Here is a 17,787-nt window from a genome sequence, read left to right as displayed (position 1 = left end):
AATGAATGTGTCACCCCACTGTAAAGGGACGCCTGGTTCTTGCCCACGATCATTGGTACATCTGACTCGACGCCATCGCGGCGGGACGCGTAGTTGCAAGCGCGCTCCTACATAGCCTGCGCTTGACTTGCCCACGCCATCCGAAATAGTCTTCGAGGCATGAACCTAACCCAGCAGTTCGTCGGCCAGATTATTATTACCGCCATTCCTATCTTGGCGGGTTAGCTGACGGCTGCACCCAACCCGCCCTAGAGGCGGGTTTTTCTTCTGTCTCCTGGGCAACACCTCTCGCACCAGGAGCCTGTCAATGAGCGATTTGCTCAAGCAGTACGTCAAGAAAATCCTCACCTCGCGCGTTTACGACGTGGCCGTTGAAACCCCCTTGCAGCGGGCCCGCCAGCTATCCGAACGCCTCGGCAATCAGGTGTTGCTCAAGCGCGAAGACTTGCAGCCGGTGTTCTCGTTCAAGATTCGCGGCGCCTACAACAAGCTGACGCAGCTGAGCGAAGCCGAACGGGCCAAGGGCGTGGTCACCGCGTCGGCCGGCAATCACGCGCAGGGGCTGGCGCTGGCGGCCAAAGTGTTGGGGGTCAAAGCCACCATCGTCATGCCCAAAACCACCCCCGAGATCAAGGTCGAAGGCGTGCGTTCGCGCGGCGGCAAAGTGGTGCTGCACGGCGACTCGTTCCCCGAAGCCCTGGCGTTTTCCCTGAAGCTGGTCGAAGAAAAAGGCTACGTCTACGTCCACCCCTATGACGACCCCGACACCATTGCCGGGCAAGGCACTGTGGCGATGGAAATCCTGCGTCAGCATCCGGGGCGTCTGGACGCGATTTTTGTCCCGGTGGGCGGCGGCGGGTTGATCGCCGGCATCGCGGCGTACGTCAAATACCTGCGCCCGGAGATCAAGGTGATTGGCGTCGAGCCGGACGACTCCAACTGCCTGCAAGCGGCCATGGCCGCAGGCGAGCGTGTGGTATTGAGCCAGGTCGGGCTGTTCGCCGATGGCGTGGCAGTGGCGCAGATCGGCCAGCACACCTTTGATATCTGCAAGGACTATGTCGACGAAGTGATCACCGTCAGCACCGATGAAATCTGTGCGGCGATCAAGGACATCTACGACGACACCCGCTCGATCACTGAGCCTGCCGGCGCGCTGGGCGTGGCCGGGATCAAGAAATACATTGAGCTGTACGGCGTCAGCGGCCAGACCCTGGTGGCCATCGACTCGGGCGCCAACGTCAACTTCGACCGCCTGCGCCACGTCGCCGAACGCGCCGAGCTGGGCGAAGGCCGCGAAGCGATCATCGCGGTGACCATTCCCGAGAAGCCGGGCAGCTTCAAAGCCTTCTGCAAAGCCATCGGTAAACGCCAGATCACCGAATTCAACTACCGCTACCACACCGATCGCGAAGCGCACATCTTCGTCGGGGTGCAGACCCACCCGGAAAACGACCCGCGCGCCGCGCTGCTTAGCAGCCTAGCCGAGCAGGGTTTTCCGGTGCTGGACTTGACCGATAACGAGCTGGCGAAGCTGCATATCCGTCACATGGTCGGTGGCCATGCGGCGCGGGTCAGCGATGAAGTGGTGTTCCGCTTCGAGTTCCCCGAACGCCCCGGTGCGCTGTTCAACTTCCTCAACAAGCTCGGCGGCCAGTGGAATATCTCGATGTTCCACTACCGCAACCATGGCGCGGCGGATGGCCGGGTCATGGCCGGGTGGGTGGTCCCGGAAGACGAGCGCCACCTGATCCCAGCCGCGCTGGCCGAGATTGGCTATCCGTATTGGGATGAAAGCGACAACCCGGCGTACAAGCTTTTTCTAAGCTAAGGAACGCCGCCCATCAAAAAGCCGCTGAACAGAGAAGTCTCAGCGGCTATTTTCATGACCCTGGATGCTGCTTGCCAGACGCTAAGGTGTCGTTGCCGCTGGCTGAACAGGTGTCGGCGCAGGCGCAGGCGTTACAGGTTCGACCTTAATAGACTCGTGCTCAGCCGGTGCTGGCGCTGGTTCACTTCCATTGGCGGCAGCAGGAGCCGTCGCTGGAGCAGATTCTTTCGCAGGTGCTGTGGCAGGTGCCGCATCGGGAGCCGCAGGCTTGGTATCTGCCAACGCTGCCGGCTTCGGCGCTTGAGCTGCCGGTTCTGGTATACCCAGATCGGTTTTCGGTTTTTCAGGGATATGGGCGGCTTTTTTCACTTCAGGCGGCAAGAAGATTTCCACCAGGGTGAAGAAGCGGTCATAGAACGTGGCCGACGAGACCGTCTCGCTGGCGACCTTGACCAAGGAGTCGTCAGTGGACCCGATCGGCATCGACACCGAACCCAACACGCCAACACCCACGCTCGCCGAGTTGTTGACCTTTTTCAGCGCGTAACGATCCTGCAAGGCGTTGGCAAACATGGTCGCGCCGTTGGTGGCAGTGCCATCGGACGCGCAGACCACGCTGAAGCTGATCTCCATGTGGGTTTCACCCGTCTGCTGGAAACTTTTGTGCCCACTGATCACTTTCGGGTCACTGCTGGTGATGATGTAACCCTGACTGAGCAAGGCCCGTCGCGCCGCCTCGCAGGAAGCGGAATCGCTGACCGGGTATTTTCTCGAAAAAGTGCCGGAGTCGTCGAAATTTTCATGCTCGTAGACCGCAGGCTTAGGCGTTGAGCAGCCTGCGGCAGCCAGCAGGGCGGTGACCCAGCATGCGGTGCGAAAGCTTAGTAATTTAGACATTAAAAATCCTGGGAGAAATAACTGTCAGCAGAACTGCGGTCCTGAAACGAGGGGGTAAGTCTGCAACAAGGCTGACGTTCGATCAACGCAGTTTGGAGGTATGGTCGATTTGACTGACGGCTGGGGTGATTCTACACCGGTAAAAGCACGCGTACCGGCATTCAAATCCCGAAAAACCCAAAAAGCCCGCACCCGACACCGTGGATCAACACAGTGCTGGGGCCATCGGAAACTCAAGGGTGAACACTGCCCCGGTACCAGGCCCATCGCTGTGGGCCTTCAGGGTACCGCCCATCTCATTGGCCGCCAGCGCGCAGCTGTGCAGGCCGAAACCATGGCCCTCTTTGCGGGTCGTGAAACCGTGAATGAAAAGCTGCGAAAGGCACTCAGGAGCGATACCTTCACCCTGATCTTCCACGCTCAATTGCAAACGCCTGCCCTCATCGCCGTCAACCACCTTTGCGCGCAGGATGATCGGGCGTGTCAGATCATGGATGACGTCCATGGCCTGCCTGGCATTTCGCAGCAAATTGACCAAAATCTGGATAAGCCGCGACTTGTCCAACAGCAGTGCGGGCACGTCCGAGTATTCCTTGAACACCATAACCCGGTGCTCTCCCACGGTTCCGGCGCTCAGACGCAGGATATCCTGCAGCACAAGATCCAAATCGACTTCCTCGATCATGCTAGCCGAGCCGGCATGAGACTGTTGAGTCGCGACGATGCTTTTGATGTGATTGATATTTCGGGTCAACGAGCCCAGTTCATCCAGCACGTTGCGCTGCTCGACGGACAACACTGCCACCAGCTTGAACAGGTAGGGCAGCAGCATCTTTCCTTTTTCATCTCGAACCAGGAAGTCACCGATGTCATCTGAGTGCTCCTGGATGAGCTTTACGACATTATTCAGCCCGCGAGCCTTGGACTCGCGCATTGTGGAGCAGACGATGTCGGCGGATATGTTCACGCTATTGAGAACGTTCCCGACGTTGTGCAGTACGTTGTTTGCGATTTCAGCCATACCGGCCAGACGGGCAGTGGTCACCAGTTCCCCCTGGGCCGCTTTCAACTCACGGGTGATGCTCTCGTTAGTGTGCAGAGCGGTTTGCAGGTCTTGTGTCCGATCACGCACCAGATCTTCCAGCATGACCGTGGTCTGGAACAGGTCGAAATCGGAACCCTGGCCGTTGGTACCGCGTTCGGCGCGGTCCATCAGCACTTCGATGATCCTGTCCTTGCGAGCGATCTCAGTGCGCAGGTGCTTTTCTTCGTCAGCAGACAGCGCCACTCGCTCAAGCATTGTGCACCTCGGGCAACGCCGCGCCGATCACGATACCGGTGAGTGTCTGGTTGACGTGCACACCGCGAAATTGCTCACCGTAGGTGGTAAACCCGGTGACATTGTTGCGTCGAAAAATATCTTCAACGGCGTCATTGAGGCCATTGAGGGTGATTTCCGCTCTACGCAGAACACAGTCAAAACCCAGGACCAACTGAGGCGGCCCGATTTCTGCGTTGAATTGCGCGAAAGACTGCTCCAGGTTCTCCACCAGATCCATGCCATGGGCCAGGCGCAACACGAGCCCTTCCTCGATGGCACAAAAGAACGTCAGGCTCCCGTCGCTATTGGCCGCTTGAATAGAACGCACATAGCTCGCCTCCCCGATCAACACCACCAAGGGGAAAGCCGCAAAACTCAAGGGGTTTAGATCGCTGACCTCAACACCGATATAGCGGGCGTATTCCTCAGCGGCGGGCAATCCGTTGATTTCTTTCACCACGCGATGCACGGGGTCGGCGGCAGTCACCACCAGCCTTTCGGAAGTCGGCACAAAATGCTGGATTTTGAATAGTTTGAACGGCAAAGGCGTACTCAGCAGGACCACGATCGCGCTATCACTGTGAAATGTCCCGTCGAAGTAGACGTAGGTGTGGCCGAAACACAATGCATCCGCAGCAGACCCCCCAATCATCGGCAACTTGCCCAAGGATCGTTGCAAGGCGTTGGTCAGCGGCTCTTCACGGACTGAAAGGCCATCGGTGAGCAGCAGCGCAAAACCGCTGCGATCTGACGCCCCAGGCGCCTTGATCGCCAGCCGTTGCAGTTGCCGTTGAGCAAACTCCATAACCTTGGCCGCTTCGAATTGCTGCAGATGGTCAATGACGCCCACCACCGCTGCAAAATCGCTTCCAGGAAAACTGACCCCAGTGATGCTGTCGACGCGATAACCTGCTGGACCAATCTCCCCCGCCGTCGAGCAGCCGACAACTTCTACGCCGGGGAATAGACGCGCCATTTCTTGCGCGACTATCTCCCTGTCGTAGGTGGGCGAGCAGAAGAACAACACCAGCGCCATGTCGTGCTGAACGACCCCGGCGTGGAGTTCACGCACCGCTTCCCGCGTGTCGACAGCAAACGACTGCGCCCTGCGAATATTGCCTGAAAACTCCATGAGTCACTCCCTGCCTCCCCGCCATGGCGGCAACCGATGCCTAACGCCTTCACGCTTCGAGCATAACCTAATCCCGGAGTGTGAAAGGGACGGATGTGCTCACCGTAACGGTGCCGGGGATGGCGTTAAGTGGAATTCAGAAAACAAAAAAGCGACCCTAAGGTCGCTTCTTTGTTGCTTCAAGGAGTTCAAGGGCCTTGAAGCGGGATATGGCGCAGCGGACGGGACTCGAACCCGCGACCCCCGGCGTGACAGGCCGGTATTCTAACCGACTGAACTACCGCTGCTTGTCGCTCGGACTTGCATCCGATGAACTCATTTGAAACCGGCCTTCGAGAGCCTGCTTCGTTGAAACCCTGACTGACAAGCCCTGAGGCTTTTCAGTCTCAGACCGGGCGAACCCAATCTGAAAAATATGGCGCAGCGGACGGGACTCGAACCCGCGACCCCCGGCGTGACAGGCCGGTATTCTAACCGACTGAACTACCGCTGCTTGTCGGTGGACTTTCGTCCTGCTCTCGTTAAAGAACACTCAATAAATGGTGGGTGATGACGGGATCGAACCGCCGACCCGCTGCTTGTAAGGCAGCTGCTCTCCCAGCTGAGCTAATCACCCTTTGCTTCGTTGAGGCCGCGAAATTTACCCAGATATCGGACCTAAGTCAATACCCTGCTTGAAGTTTTTTTAAAAAAGACCATTTTGAGTCAATTGCCTGACCGCATCACATTTGTGGGAGCGGTTCTATTCGCGAAGAGATCGGCACATCCACATCATGAGTATCTGATGCACCGCATTCGCGCCTACCTGTTCAATCCTGATAAATCATTTTCTTGGTCATGCCGCCATCAACCACGAACTCCTGGCCGGTGACGAACCCCGCATTTTTCGACAGCAGCCAGACCACAATCGCTGCCACGTCCTCAACCGTCCCCACCCTGCCCACCGGGTGTTGGGAATGATCGGCATCGGACAGAGGCTCTGTACGACGCACAGAGGGGTCCCGTGTGTCGATCCAGCCGGGGCTGACAGCGTTGACACGAATCTCTGGCCCCAAACTGATGGCCAAGGCATGGGTCAGCGCCAACAGGCCGCCCTTGCTCGCTGCATAGGCCTCAGTGTCCGGTTCCGATTGCGCGGTGCGGGTCGAGGTCAAATTAACGATGGCGCCGCAGTGAGCGCGCAGGTAGGGCGCACAGTGCTTGGCCAGGAGCATGGGCCCATTGAGATTGACCGCCAACACGCGGCTCCAGTCGTGAAGGCTCAAACTTTCGAGTGTTGTGTTGTGCGGATCGGCAATGGCCGCATTACAGACCAGCGCATCAAGGCGACCGAACTGTCCCAGCACTTCGGCCACACACACCTTTACTTGCTCTTCACTGGACACGTCCATGGCGATGAACCAGGCATTTTCGCCCAGCACCTTCGCCACTTTCGAGCCGCGAACACGGTCCAGGTCCGTCAGCACCACCTGCCAGCCTTCGCTGATCAACCAGGCAGCTATACCCAATCCGATGCCGCGCGCCGCACCCGTGACCAGCGCGACCCGACCATTGTGGGTAATGGCCGGTGCCACTGCCCACTCACTCACAACGCCGCCAGACCGCGCGCCAGATCCGCCTGCAGGTCGGCAACGTCCTCCAGACCCACGGCAACCCTGATCAAACTGTCACGAATCCCGGCCGCTTCGCGCTCTTGCGGCGCCAGACGCCCATGAGAGGTAGTGCTCGGGTGGGTGATCGTGGTTTTGCTGTCGCCCAGGTTGGCGGTGATCGAAATCAACCGTGTGGCATCGATAAAGCGCCAGGCGCCCTCTTTGCCACCCTTGACTTCAAAACTCACCACCGCACCAAAACCCTTTTGCTGGCGTTTCGCTAACGCGTACTGAGGATGGCTTTTGAGGCCTGCGTAATGAACCCTCTCAATGCCGTCCTGCTGCTCCAGCCACTCGGCCAGAATCTGGGCGCTGGCGCAGTGAGCGCGCATGCGCAGGCTCAATGTTTCCAGGCCCTTGAGGAAGATCCAGGCGTTGAACGGGCTCAGCGTCGGCCCGGCTGTACGAAGGAAACCCACCACTTCTTTCATTTGCTCACTGCGACCGGCCACCACACCGCCCATGCAACGGCCCTGACCGTCGATGAACTTGGTCGCCGAATGCACGACCACGTCAGCACCCAGCAGCAAAGGCTGCTGCAACGCAGGCGTGCAGAAACAGTTGTCGACCACCAGCATCGCGCCTTTGGCATGGGCGACTTCGGCCAGTGCGGCGATATCCACCAGCTCGGCCAACGGATTGGACGGCGACTCGACGAACAGCAGCTTCGTATTGGCCTTGATTGCAGCATCCCAGCCAGACAGATCGGCCAGCGGGACATAATCGACTTCGACACCGAAGCGCTTGAAGTACTTCTCGAACAGGCTGATGGTCGAACCAAACACACTGCGCGACACCAGCACATGGTCGCCGGCACTGCACAAGCTCATCACCGTGGCCAGGATCGCCGCCATGCCTGTTGCCGTAGCAACGGCCTGCTCAGCACCTTCGAGCGCGGCAATCCGCTCCTCGAAAGAACGCACGGTGGGGTTGGTGTAACGCGAGTAGACGTTGCCCGGCACTTCACCCGCGAACCGCGCCGCCGCGTCGGCGGCAGTGCGGAACACATAACTGGAGGTGAAGAACATCGGGTCGCCATGCTCACCTTCCGGTGTGCGGTGCTGACCGGCACGCACAGCGAGGGTGTCGAAACCCACGCCGTCGAGATCACTGTCCAGCCGACCGGCATCCCATTCGTGAGTCATGCCGCCTACTCCTTTTAGTTGTTGTACAAATCGATAATGGCGCTGACTGCCTGAGTCTTGACCTTGGAGGCGTCATTGCGCGCCTGCTCGATCCTGTTCAGGTAGTGCTCGTCGATATCGCCGGTCACGTACTTGCCGTCGAATACCGCGCAGTCAAAGTTTGCGATTTTGACCTTGCCGCCGCCCACTGCATCGATCAGGTCACTGAGGTCCTGATAAATCAGCCAGTCGGCGCCGATCAGATCCGCAACGTCCTGCGTGGTACGGTTGTGCGCGATCAGCTCATGAGCACTCGGCATGTCGATGCCGTAGACGTTCGGGTAACGCACAGCAGGTGCCGCAGAACAGAAATACACGTTCTTGGCCCCGGCTTCGCGGGCCATCTGAATGATCTGCTTGCAGGTGGTACCCCGCACGATGGAGTCATCCACCAGCATCACGTTCTTGCCACGGAATTCCAGCTCAATGGCGTTGAGCTTCTGGCGTACGGATTTTTTCCGCGCCGCCTGCCCCGGCATGATGAAGGTACGACCGATGTAGCGGTTCTTGACGAAACCTTCGCGGAACTTCACACCCAGGCGATTGGCCAGTTCGAGCGCTGCGGTACGGCTGGTGTCAGGAATCGGGATAACCACGTCAATGTCGTGATCAGGGCGCTCGCGCACAATTTTGTCCGCCAGCCGCTCGCCCATGCGCAGACGCGCCTTGTATACCGAGATGCCGTCAATGATCGAGTCAGGACGCGCCAGGTAGACGTGTTCGAAGATGCACGGTGCGTATTGCGGATTGGTCGCACACTGACGGGTATGCAGCTTGCCATCTTCAGTGATGTAGACCGCTTCACCCGGCGCCAGATCACGGATCAGGGTGAAACCAAGTACGTCCAGCGCAACGCTTTCCGAAGCGATCATGTATTCGACGCCTCCGTCGGTATGACGCTGACCGAAGACGATCGGACGTATGGCATGCGGGTCACGAAAGCCGACGATGCCATAGCCAGTGATCATCGCAACCACGGCGTAACCGCCACGGCAACGGTGGTGCACATCGGTCACGGCGGCGAAAACGTCTTCTTCAGTCGGCTGCAACTTGCCGCGCCGGGCCAGTTCGTGAGCGAAAATATTGAGCAGCACTTCCGAATCGGAGTTGGTGTTGACGTGACGCAGATCCGACTCGTAAATTTCCTTGGTCAGTTGCTCGACATTGGTCAGATTGCCGTTGTGGGCCAGGGTGATGCCATACGGCGAGTTGACGTAAAACGGCTGAGCTTCGGCCGACGTCGAGCTGCCCGCAGTGGGATAGCGCACATGGCCGATGCCCATGTGACCGACCAGGCGCTGCATATGGCGCTGATGGAACACATCGCGAACCAACCCATTATCCTTGCGCAGAAACAACCGGCCGCCATGGCTGGTCACGATACCGGCAGCGTCCTGGCCGCGGTGCTGGAGGACGGTTAGCGCGTCATACAGCGACTGATTGACGTTCGACTTACCGACGATACCGACGATGCCACACATGCGACGCAACCCCTACTTAGTGGAACTGGATTTACCGAACACTTCTTGCTGAATTGTTGACGGCAGGAGGTGATCCTTGAACGGGAGATCAGCGGGTACGCTGATACCGCTGGCTAGCCACTTGCTGGACAACCCGAGAATCAGGTTTTTCGACCAGTCAGCGACCAATAGAAATTGTGGCATCAGTTTCGACTGCTGCCACCATTGATCTTGCTGTACGGGGCCCAGGCTCAACAGCCCGACCGCTACAACCACCAGCAAGCCTCCGCGCGCAGCGCCGAAGACCATGCCTAGAAAACGATCGGTCCCGGAAAGCCCGGTGACGCGAATCAGTTCACTGATGAGAAAGTTGACCATGGCGCCGACCAGCAGGGTGGCGACAAACAGAATGGTGCAGCCAGCAATTATACGAGCTGAAGGTGTCTCGATATAGCTGACAAGGTACTGCGAAAGCGAGCCGCCGAACATCCAGGCAACGACACCGGCAATGACCCAGGTGAGTAACGACAAGGCTTCCTTGACGAAGCCGCGCTTCAAACTGATCAAAGCGGAGATGACGATAATCGCAATGATCGCCCAATCAACCGGAGTAAATGGCACGTTGCAGCCTACAGACGGATAAGGCGGCGCATTTTAGCAGAGCGCCAGCCCGTCGGTAAGCAGCGATTACCGATTAGACAGTGGGACTCACTTGCGCTCAGGCTGAAAGCGCACCACCAGACCGCTGAGTTTCTGTTGTTTGTTCAGCTGATCACGCAAACGATCAGCCTCGGCGCGCTCGATCAGCGGTCCGACAAACACTCGGTTCAAGCCGTCTGAGGAGCGAATATAGGCGTTATAACCCTGAGCGCGCAGGGTTTTCTGCAATGCGTCGGCGCTGGCGCGATTGGACAGGCTGGCCAACTGCACCGACCAACTGACCGACAAGCCGTTGGCATCGACACGACTGGGGTCCGCCGAGGGTTTGGCTGACGCTGCAGCAGGTGCCGACTTCGCTACCGGGACGGGCTGCGTGGTCGCGACCGACGGCGTAACCATCGTTGTTGGCACAGCGATCGAAGATGCTTTGGGCTGAGCAAGGTCCTCATCGGTCGGCACAGGTTCCTGCGGCAACGATTGAGGCTCTGGAACCGGTACCGGCTCGACCTGCACCTGAGGCGCTGTCGGCGTTTGTGGTGTGGCGGGCACATCGACCAGCACCCGACGCGACTCATCCTGACGCGAAAACAGCATAGGCAAAAAAATCACCGCCAGCGCGATCAACACCAGTGCACCTACCATCCGCTGTTTGAACACGTTATCCAGCAAAGCCATTTGCAACTTCCTCCTTGGCGTGCCGGGCCAGCCATTCCAAAGCCTCGGCAACACAATAAAAAGACCCGAACAGTAAAATTTCATCCTCGGCCGTCGCTTGATCGCACTGCCCTTCCAGCGCCAGTGCGACACTTTGATAAGACGTCACGCTCGCGCCAAGGTTCTGTAACGCAGCCTGCAATTCGCCGACCGAGGCGCTACGCGGTGTCGGCAAAGGTGCGACAGCCCAATCCTGCACGCTGGCATCCAGTTCGGCCAGCACACCGCTGAGGTCTTTGTCCGCCAGCAATCCGAAAACCGCCAGACGCTTACCGGTCAGCGGCCGCCTCGCCAGGCTCTGCGCCAGATAGTGCGCCGCATGGGGATTATGGCCGACATCAAGCAACAATTTCAGTGGCTTGCCATGCCAGTTGATCTGCCGCCGATCCAGACGACCGGTCAACCGTGTACCGCTCAAGGCCGCGCGAAGGTGTTCCGGCACCCAAGGAAGGTCCAGCAGCAGATAAGCCTGCAGGGCCAACGCGGCGTTTTCCATCGGCAGGTCGAGGAGCGGCAGATCATGCAACTCAACCAACTGCCCGCGCGCGTCATGCCCCTGCCAATGCCAGTCGCTGTCGGTCACAGCCAGATCGAAATCACGACCCCGCAAAAGGAATGGGCAATTGAGTTCCCTGACACGTTCGAGCAATGGCGCAGGAGGATCAAGGTCACCACACAGGGCTGGACGCCCCTGACGCAGGATCCCGGCCTTTTCGAAGGCGACTGATTCACGGGTATCACCCAGCCAGTCAGCGTGATCGATACCGATACTGGTGATCAAGGCCAGATCGGCATCGATCAGGTTCACCGCATCGAGACGTCCGCCGAGGCCAATTTCCAGCACCACGGCGTCCAGCGCCGCACGCTCGAATAGCCAGAACGCCGCGAGCGTGCCCATTTCGAAGTAGGTCAGGGAGATGTCACCCCGAGCGGCTTCCACCGCGACGAACGCTTCACACAGCTGATCATCGCTGGCGTCGACGCCCTGCACCTGCACCCGTTCGTTATAACGCAGCAGGTGCGGCGAGCTGTAGACACCGACCTTGAGCCCTTGCGCCTGCATCAATGAGGCGATGAACGCACAGGTAGAACCTTTACCGTTGGTCCCTGTAACCGTGATCACCCGGGGCGCCGGCCGGGTCAAACCCAGCCTGAGCGCAACCTGTTGCGAACGCTCCAACCCCATATCGATGGCCGATGGATGCAGTTGCTCAAGGTAAGCGAGCCAGTCGCCCAAGGTCCGCGAGGTCATACAGTGGCCGGTGCCAGCGGAACAATGATCGGTTCCACAGGTGCAGCGATAAACTTGGGCGTCGGCAAGCCCATCAGTTGGGCCAGCAAGTTACCCATACGGGGACGCAGCTCTTGACGATGGACGATCAGGTCAATGGCGCCGTGTTCCAGCAGAAATTCACTGCGCTGGAAACCTTCTGGGAGTTTTTCCCGCACCGTCTGCTCGATCACGCGCGGACCGGCGAACCCGATCAGGGCCTTGGGCTCGGCCACGATCACGTCGCCCAGCATCGCCAGACTGGCGGAAACACCACCGTAGACGGGATCAGTCAGGATCGAGATGAATGGCAAACTTTCTTCGCGAAGACGCGCCAATACAGCCGATGTCTTGGCCATTTGCATCAGGGAAATCAGCGCTTCCTGCATCCGCGCGCCACCGGAAGCGGCAAAGCAGATCATTGGGCAGCGATTTTCCAGTGCATAGTTGGCGGCGCGTACAAACCGCTCACCCACGATGGCCCCCATCGAGCCGCCCATGAACGAGAACTCGAACGCACACGCCACGACTGGCATCCCGAGCAGCGTGCCACTCATGGAGATCAGCGCATCTTTCTCGCCGGTCTGCTTCTGCGCAGCGACCAGGCGATCCTTGTACTTCTTGCTGTCGCGAAACTTCAGTCGATCCACCGGCTCGAGGTCTGTCCCAAGCTCTGCCCGCCCTTCCACATCAAGGAAGATGTTCAGACGGGCGCGCGCGCCAATGCGCATGTGGTGATTGCATTTAGGGCAGACGTCCAGGGTCTTTTCCAGCTCTGGACGATAGAGCACCGCTTCACAAGACGGGCATTTATGCCAAAGCCCTTCTGGTACCGAGCTTTTTTTCACCTCGGAACGCATGATCGAAGGGATCAGTTTGTCTACCAACCAGTTGCTCATGCTTTCTTTCTCCAGTACCGGTGGCTCGAACGCGTTAGCGATTCACAGCCCCGCGTATGCCCTTGAGCTAATTCATGTGTACAGCAGCGACGTGGCACCTCAGGGATCGGCATACTGCCGGACCTGCCTGAACCGAACCTCATCACCCGCCATTGTGACCACGCGCATCAGCGTCGTCGTTTGTTCAATATCAACCCGCGCACTTATCGCGGCGCCAGGCTTATGGACGGTGGCTAAACACCAACCGTCACATCAGGCAAACAACCTGTCAACTGATGGAATCAAGAACCCTGCACCGCACGCATGAACGCACGAATCTTGTCGTGGTCCTTGATTCCCTTGCTCACTTCAACTCCCCCGCTGACATCCACCGCATAAGGCCGGACCTGAGCGATGGCCTGCGCCACGTTATCTGGCGTCAAACCGCCCGCCAGAATAATCGGCTTGCTCAGTTCGTGCGGTATCAACGACCAGTCAAATGCCTCACCCGTACCGCCGGGCACGCCGGCAACGTACGTGTCGAGCAGAATACCGCTGGCCCTGGAATAGGCCCGGCAACTGGCGGCGATGTCATCACCCGCCTGCACGCGCAACGCCTTGATGTAAGGTCGATGATAGCCGTCACAGTCCTCGGGCGTTTCGTCGCCATGGAACTGCAAGAGATCCAGGGGTACGACTTCCAGTATCTCGGTGAGTTCGCAACGGCTGGCATTGACGAACAAGCCGACGGTCGTAATAAACGGTGGCAAAGCCGCAATGATTGCGCGCGCTTGCTCGACGCTGACGGCCCGAGGGCTTTTGGCGTAAAACACAAAGCCGATGGCATCAGCCCCGGCATCAATGGCGGCCAACGCATCTTCTATGCGGGTAATACCGCAGATCTTGCTGCGAACGGCTGGCATACAGTGAAAACCTCAAGCCTTGTTCGGGGAAGTCCCGGATGTTAGCAAATGCTTTTCCGGGCGTCAGCCGTCAAGTTCAGTGAAGCCGGTCAAGAAGTGTGGACCGATGTAACGTTCCGGCAAAGCGAACTCATCGTGGTACTCCACTTGCACCAGGTAAAGCCCGAACGGGTGCGCGGTGACGCCACCGGTACGACGGACCCGACTCTCCAGCACGTCCCTGGCCCATTCGACGGGTCGTTCGCCGGTGCCAATGGTCATTAACACGCCAGCGATGTTGCGCACCATGTGGTGCAAGAACGCATTGGCGCGAACGTCGATGACAATCATTTGGCCGTGACGCGTGACTCGCAGGTGATGCAACTGCTTGATCGGTGACTTGGCCTGGCATTGCCCGGCGCGGAACGCACTGAAGTCATGCTTGCCAACCAGATACTGAGCCGCCTGCGCCATGCGCTCGGCATCCAGCGGGCGATGGTTCCAGGTGATTTCCTGGCCAAGATGCGCCGGCCGGATCGGATCGTTGTAGATCACATAGCGGTAACGGCGGGCAATCGCTTTGAACCGCGCATGAAAATGCGCCGGCATGACCTTGGCCCAGGTCACACTGACATCATGCGGCAGGTTGATATTAGCGCCCATGACCCAGGCTTTCAGCGAGCGCTCAGCCTGCGTATCGAAGTGCACCACTTGCCCACAGGCGTGAACGCCCGCATCGGTGCGCCCGGCGCACAGCAACGAGACGGGCGAATCAGCGACTTTGGACAATGCATGCTCAAGGGTTTCCTGAACGGTCAGGACACCGGAAGCCTGACGCTGCCAGCCGCAATAACGCGAACCCTTGTACTCGACACCCAACGCGATTCTGGAAAAACCAGCGGCAGCCATTTCGGCTGCCGCGTTATCTGCATTTGACAAGGACTTACAGCCTGTTGGTTTGCGCAAAAGCGGCCATTATAAGGGGTTCGGGCATCAGAAACGCAAACGACCGCAAAGGCGGTCGTCATGCGATCAAGTCACGAGTATCAGGTCAGGCCAACCGCGTCAGCATCTCCCGCGCTTCGGTTTTCTGGCCTTCATCACCTTCGCCAACCACTTCATCGAGAATGTCGCGAGCGCCGTCGCTGTCGCCCATTTCGATGTAAGCCCTGGCCAGATCAAGCTTGGTCGCGGCCTCATCCGTTCCGGCCAGGAAGTCGAACTCAGGTTCGTCGTCCGCAGCCACGGCGTTTTTTGCGGTTTTGCTTGGCGCTTCGAACGGCTTGGCCATCGGTGGCTGCTCAAGGCTCTGGGACAGACGATCCAGCTCAGCGTTCACGTCATCGAGTTCCGAAGCGAAGGCCTCGGGTGCGGCCTCGGCGTCTATTTCATCTGCCAAAGACAGATCGAAATCATCAGGCAATTCCAAATCATCCGCAGGCGACTTGTCGACGACCGGCTGATCGAGGATCGGTGCGGTATCAAAAGCGGGAAGATCGTGCAGATCTTCTTTGAGGCTGAGCAGGAAATCGTCCTCGGCATTCAACGAGGGCTGCTCTTCCGAGAGATCCAGGTCGAAATCCGCCAAATCATCGGGTGTGCTTTGCTTGGCTTCCGCCTGCTGCCGCAATACGGTTTCAAAACTCAGCTCATCATCGTCCAACGCTTCGGCAGCCAAAGGCGCATCGACGCTCAGTTCGTCGCCCAAATGAGGCTCATCCTCGAGCTGCGGAACATCGAGTGCCGGTTCGACAGGATTTTTGATGATCGCAGGCGAGGCTTCTTCCAGATCATCCAGACTTAAGTCGAAATCGTTGTCGAAATCATCCAACTCATTGGATTCCGCGACAGGCGCAGGGATTTGAGCAGGAGCAGGTGCAGGCGCTGGGACAACCGCCGGAGCAGGAGCCTCAGGTTCATCGAGCATCAAATCCTTGACGTATTTGGCGTCGAGTTCTGCCGCCAAGGCCGCTGCGCCCAAACCTGCAGCAGCCACCACCACCATCGAGGGATAGCGACTTTTAAGTTGTTCGACTTCAGCGTGATTTTGGCCGGTGGCCACCAACTTGCGTTCCTCGCCAGTAAAGCGACCGCGATCACCTTGCTCAGCGTAAATCTCCATCAGTTTCAGGCGTAGCTCGCTGCGTTGCGGCTCTTCCTTGATGGCCTGTTCCAGAAGCTCGGCAGCCTGATTGAGACGACCGTTGGCGACATGAATATTCGCCTGATCCAGTACATCAGTCGGCCGTTCACGCACCGGTTCGATGATCGGCGCGGGCACTGGCGCTGACGCCAGCTTGACACTTGGCGGCGGAACATCGATGCCGTCGAAACTGTCTTCGGGCAAATCCATGTCGACAGCAAACTCGGACTCTTCAGCCAGCGCCCGGGCCATGCGCATATGTTTGTCAGTCGCTTGCTGAGCATTGCGACGTCGAGCCAGGAACAGCAGCAACAGCAGCACAATCAATAGCGCGCCGCCACCCACTAACCCCAACAGCAGCGGGCTGGCAAGCAATTTATTCAGCGGATTTTCTGTGTTTTCCTCTTGTGCGGGCGCCGCAGGCGCAGGAGCGATCGGTTCCGCAGCCGGCGCTGCGCTGGCTTGCGCGGCAGCAGGTGGCAGAACGTCTTCGGGCGCGACCTCACCCGGAACCTTTGCGGCAATCTCGGCCGACGGAGTCGCGAGCAGTTCGGCAGGCATCGGCGGAACCGTACCCGCAGTCGCACCCTGAGCCTGCATTTTGGCCAACTGATCGTTTTTCAGCTGGATCAAGCGTTGCAGCTTGTCCAACTGACTTTGCAAGTCGCTCATGCGGCTTTTCAGCTCTGCATTGTCACGACGAGAGGTATCGAGGCTTTCCTTGGCTACGGCCAGCTTACTGTTGAGCGCTTTGCTATCACCGGAAGTACCTTTGCCATCCGCCTTGGAATGGCCCGCGACCAGGCTCAAGTTATCCTGCACGTCAACCTTCGAAGGCGCAGCACCGGCACGATCGCGACGGGTCGCATCTACCTGACGCTTTGCTGCGGGCAAACTGCGCCGCTGACGCCAGGCGGTATTTTGCTCAGCGACCTGAGCAACGGCCTGCGGCTGAGGGAGCGTGGTGATTTGTTGCTGATCGGGAAGGCGCAACACTTGGCCGGTTTTCATCCGATTGATGTTGCCACCGATAAACGCATCCGGGTTCAGCGCTTGAATGGCCAGCATGGTCTGCTGAACCGAACCACCACTGCGTACGCGGGCGGCTATTTCCCACAGCGTATCGCGCTTGCTAGTGGTGTATTGAGCAGATTTAGCCTCCGCGACGGGCGTCGGCGCGGGCATCTCCACTGGAACAGGCGGCGTTTCGGGCAGCGCTTGGGGCTCGACGGGCGCAGTAGCCGGGAGTTGCGCAGCAGCGGCGGCCTCCGGTGCAGCCTTCGGCGGATCGAGCAACAGGCTGTATTCGCGCAGCAACCGGCCGTTGGGCCAGAGCACTTGCACAAGGAATTTCATGTAGGGATCGCGGATCGGTTTGCTCGACGTGATCCGCAGAACGCTTTTCCCGCTGGCATTCAGCACAGGGGTAAACGTCAGATCATTGAGAAATGCTTGTCGATCAACGCCCGCCTGGGAGAAGTCAGCGGACGTCGCCAAACTCGGCACAACCTGCCCTGCATTCAGACCATGCGCATCGAGGAGCTCGATCTCGGCAACCAGAGGCTGGTTCAAGGTCGACTTCAGAGTCAGCTCCCCGAGCCCCAACGCATGCGCCATACCAGATGACAGCGCCGAAGCGGCAGCGATTGCTAATACCAGTTTGCGAACCTGAACCATAGCCCATCCCTTGTTTGAATATTCCTCGGCAACCGAGAAGGTAAAGTCTGCAAGCTAAAATGACTC

General features: G+C 58.7%; 14 protein-coding genes and 3 tRNA genes. 1 reads left to right on the top strand and 16 read right to left on the bottom strand.

The window, feature by feature from the left end; all coding sequences use genetic code 11:
* The first annotated feature begins 301 nt into the window (after positions 1–301).
* On the top strand, positions 302–1,831 hold the full coding sequence (gene ilvA / locus AC1ME2_RS21150) for a threonine ammonia-lyase, biosynthetic (RefSeq protein WP_480442261.1): 1,530 nt from the start codon (positions 302–304) through the stop codon (positions 1,829–1,831).
* An 81-nt stretch (positions 1,832–1,912) separates the two neighbouring features.
* Here ilvA and AC1ME2_RS21145 read toward each other — a convergent pair whose 3' ends face one another.
* The 16 genes from AC1ME2_RS21145 to AC1ME2_RS21070 form a co-directional block, all read right to left on the bottom strand.
* The gene (locus tag AC1ME2_RS21145) at positions 1,913–2,728 is read right to left on the bottom strand and encodes a DUF2242 domain-containing protein (protein ID WP_480436507.1); all 816 of its coding nucleotides are present in this window, start codon (positions 2,726–2,728) and stop codon (positions 1,913–1,915) included.
* 205 nt (positions 2,729–2,933) lie between these two features.
* A complete protein-coding gene (locus tag AC1ME2_RS21140; protein WP_480436505.1) occupies positions 2,934–4,028 on the bottom strand; it encodes a sensor histidine kinase in 1,095 nt (364 codons plus the stop codon).
* Positions 4,021–5,181, bottom strand: a complete 1,161-nt coding sequence (locus tag AC1ME2_RS21135; protein WP_480436504.1) for an FIST N-terminal domain-containing protein — start codon at positions 5,179–5,181, stop codon at positions 4,021–4,023. The genes AC1ME2_RS21140 and AC1ME2_RS21135 overlap by 8 nt, the downstream gene beginning before the upstream one ends.
* Before the next feature lie 210 nt (positions 5,182–5,391).
* Positions 5,392–5,468: transfer RNA gene (locus AC1ME2_RS21130), tRNA-Asp, on the bottom strand.
* Positions 5,469–5,597: 129 nt separating this feature from the next.
* Positions 5,598–5,674, bottom strand: a tRNA-Asp gene (locus AC1ME2_RS21125).
* A gap of 47 nt (positions 5,675–5,721) precedes the next feature.
* Positions 5,722–5,797 (bottom strand) — tRNA-Val (locus tag AC1ME2_RS21120).
* A 193-nt stretch (positions 5,798–5,990) separates the two neighbouring features.
* Positions 5,991–6,755, bottom strand: a complete 765-nt coding sequence (locus AC1ME2_RS21115) for an SDR family oxidoreductase (protein WP_480442259.1) — start codon at positions 6,753–6,755, stop codon at positions 5,991–5,993.
* Between the two features lie 11 nt (positions 6,756–6,766).
* Positions 6,767–7,978, bottom strand: a complete 1,212-nt coding sequence (locus AC1ME2_RS21110) for an O-succinylhomoserine sulfhydrylase (protein ID WP_480436503.1) — start codon at positions 7,976–7,978, stop codon at positions 6,767–6,769.
* Positions 7,979–7,992: 14 nt separating this feature from the next.
* On the bottom strand, positions 7,993–9,498 hold the full coding sequence (purF, locus tag AC1ME2_RS21105; RefSeq protein ID WP_480436502.1) for an amidophosphoribosyltransferase: 1,506 nt from the start codon (positions 9,496–9,498) through the stop codon (positions 7,993–7,995).
* 12 nt (positions 9,499–9,510) lie between these two features.
* A complete protein-coding gene (locus tag AC1ME2_RS21100; protein WP_480436500.1) occupies positions 9,511–10,098 on the bottom strand; it encodes a CvpA family protein in 588 nt (195 codons plus the stop codon).
* Between the two features lie 87 nt (positions 10,099–10,185).
* Positions 10,186–10,812 (bottom strand): SPOR domain-containing protein, encoded by a 627-nt coding sequence (locus tag AC1ME2_RS21095; RefSeq protein ID WP_480436499.1) that lies wholly within the window; start codon positions 10,810–10,812, stop codon positions 10,186–10,188.
* Positions 10,796–12,103, bottom strand: a complete 1,308-nt coding sequence (gene folC / locus AC1ME2_RS21090; RefSeq protein WP_480436498.1) for a bifunctional tetrahydrofolate synthase/dihydrofolate synthase — start codon at positions 12,101–12,103, stop codon at positions 10,796–10,798. The genes AC1ME2_RS21095 and folC overlap by 17 nt, the downstream gene beginning before the upstream one ends.
* Positions 12,100–13,020 carry an acetyl-CoA carboxylase, carboxyltransferase subunit beta gene (accD, locus tag AC1ME2_RS21085; protein WP_480436497.1) on the bottom strand — a complete coding sequence of 307 codons (921 nt, stop codon included), beginning with the start codon at positions 13,018–13,020 and terminating at the stop codon, positions 12,100–12,102. Before accD ends, folC begins: the two co-directional genes overlap by 4 nt.
* Positions 13,021–13,301: 281 nt before the next feature.
* Positions 13,302–13,922: a phosphoribosylanthranilate isomerase gene (locus AC1ME2_RS21080; RefSeq protein ID WP_480436494.1), complete on the bottom strand. Its 621-nt coding sequence runs from the start codon at positions 13,920–13,922 to the stop codon at positions 13,302–13,304.
* A 63-nt stretch (positions 13,923–13,985) separates the two neighbouring features.
* The gene (truA, locus tag AC1ME2_RS21075) at positions 13,986–14,810 is read right to left on the bottom strand and encodes a tRNA pseudouridine(38-40) synthase TruA (RefSeq protein ID WP_480442258.1); all 825 of its coding nucleotides are present in this window, start codon (positions 14,808–14,810) and stop codon (positions 13,986–13,988) included.
* Positions 14,811–14,952: 142 nt separating this feature from the next.
* A complete protein-coding gene (locus AC1ME2_RS21070) occupies positions 14,953–17,721 on the bottom strand; it encodes a motility hub landmark protein FimV (RefSeq protein WP_480436493.1) in 2,769 nt (922 codons plus the stop codon).
* Positions 17,722–17,787 lie beyond the last annotated feature (66 nt).

This window comes from Pseudomonas sp. ASL9 (assembly GCF_056680335.1).
The sequence above is the reverse complement of the archived record's forward strand: the minus strand, read 5'-3'. Positions and strand labels throughout refer to the sequence as shown.

Excerpts from the sequence above, each read along its gene's own strand:
- AC1ME2_RS21145 (WP_480436507.1), bottom strand. The coding sequence starts at position 2,728 with ATGTCTAAATTACTAAGCTTTCGCACCGCATGCTGGGTCACCGCCCTG.
- AC1ME2_RS21140 (WP_480436505.1), bottom strand. The coding sequence starts at position 4,028 with ATGCTTGAGCGAGTGGCGCTGTCTGCTGACGAAGAAAAGCACCTGCGC.
- AC1ME2_RS21135 (WP_480436504.1), bottom strand. The coding sequence starts at position 5,181 with ATGGAGTTTTCAGGCAATATTCGCAGGGCGCAGTCGTTTGCTGTCGAC.
- AC1ME2_RS21110 (WP_480436503.1), bottom strand. The coding sequence starts at position 7,978 with ATGACTCACGAATGGGATGCCGGTCGGCTGGACAGTGATCTCGACGGC.
- purF (WP_480436502.1), bottom strand. The coding sequence starts at position 9,498 with ATGTGTGGCATCGTCGGTATCGTCGGTAAGTCGAACGTCAATCAGTCG.
- AC1ME2_RS21095 (WP_480436499.1), bottom strand. The coding sequence starts at position 10,812 with ATGGCTTTGCTGGATAACGTGTTCAAACAGCGGATGGTAGGTGCACTG.
- folC (WP_480436498.1), bottom strand. The coding sequence starts at position 12,103 with ATGACCTCGCGGACCTTGGGCGACTGGCTCGCTTACCTTGAGCAACTG.
- accD (WP_480436497.1), bottom strand. The coding sequence starts at position 13,020 with ATGAGCAACTGGTTGGTAGACAAACTGATCCCTTCGATCATGCGTTCC.
- AC1ME2_RS21080 (WP_480436494.1), bottom strand. The coding sequence starts at position 13,922 with ATGCCAGCCGTTCGCAGCAAGATCTGCGGTATTACCCGCATAGAAGAT.
- truA (WP_480442258.1), bottom strand. The coding sequence starts at position 14,810 with ATGGCTGCCGCTGGTTTTTCCAGAATCGCGTTGGGTGTCGAGTACAAG.
- AC1ME2_RS21070 (WP_480436493.1), bottom strand. The coding sequence starts at position 17,721 with ATGGTTCAGGTTCGCAAACTGGTATTAGCAATCGCTGCCGCTTCGGCG.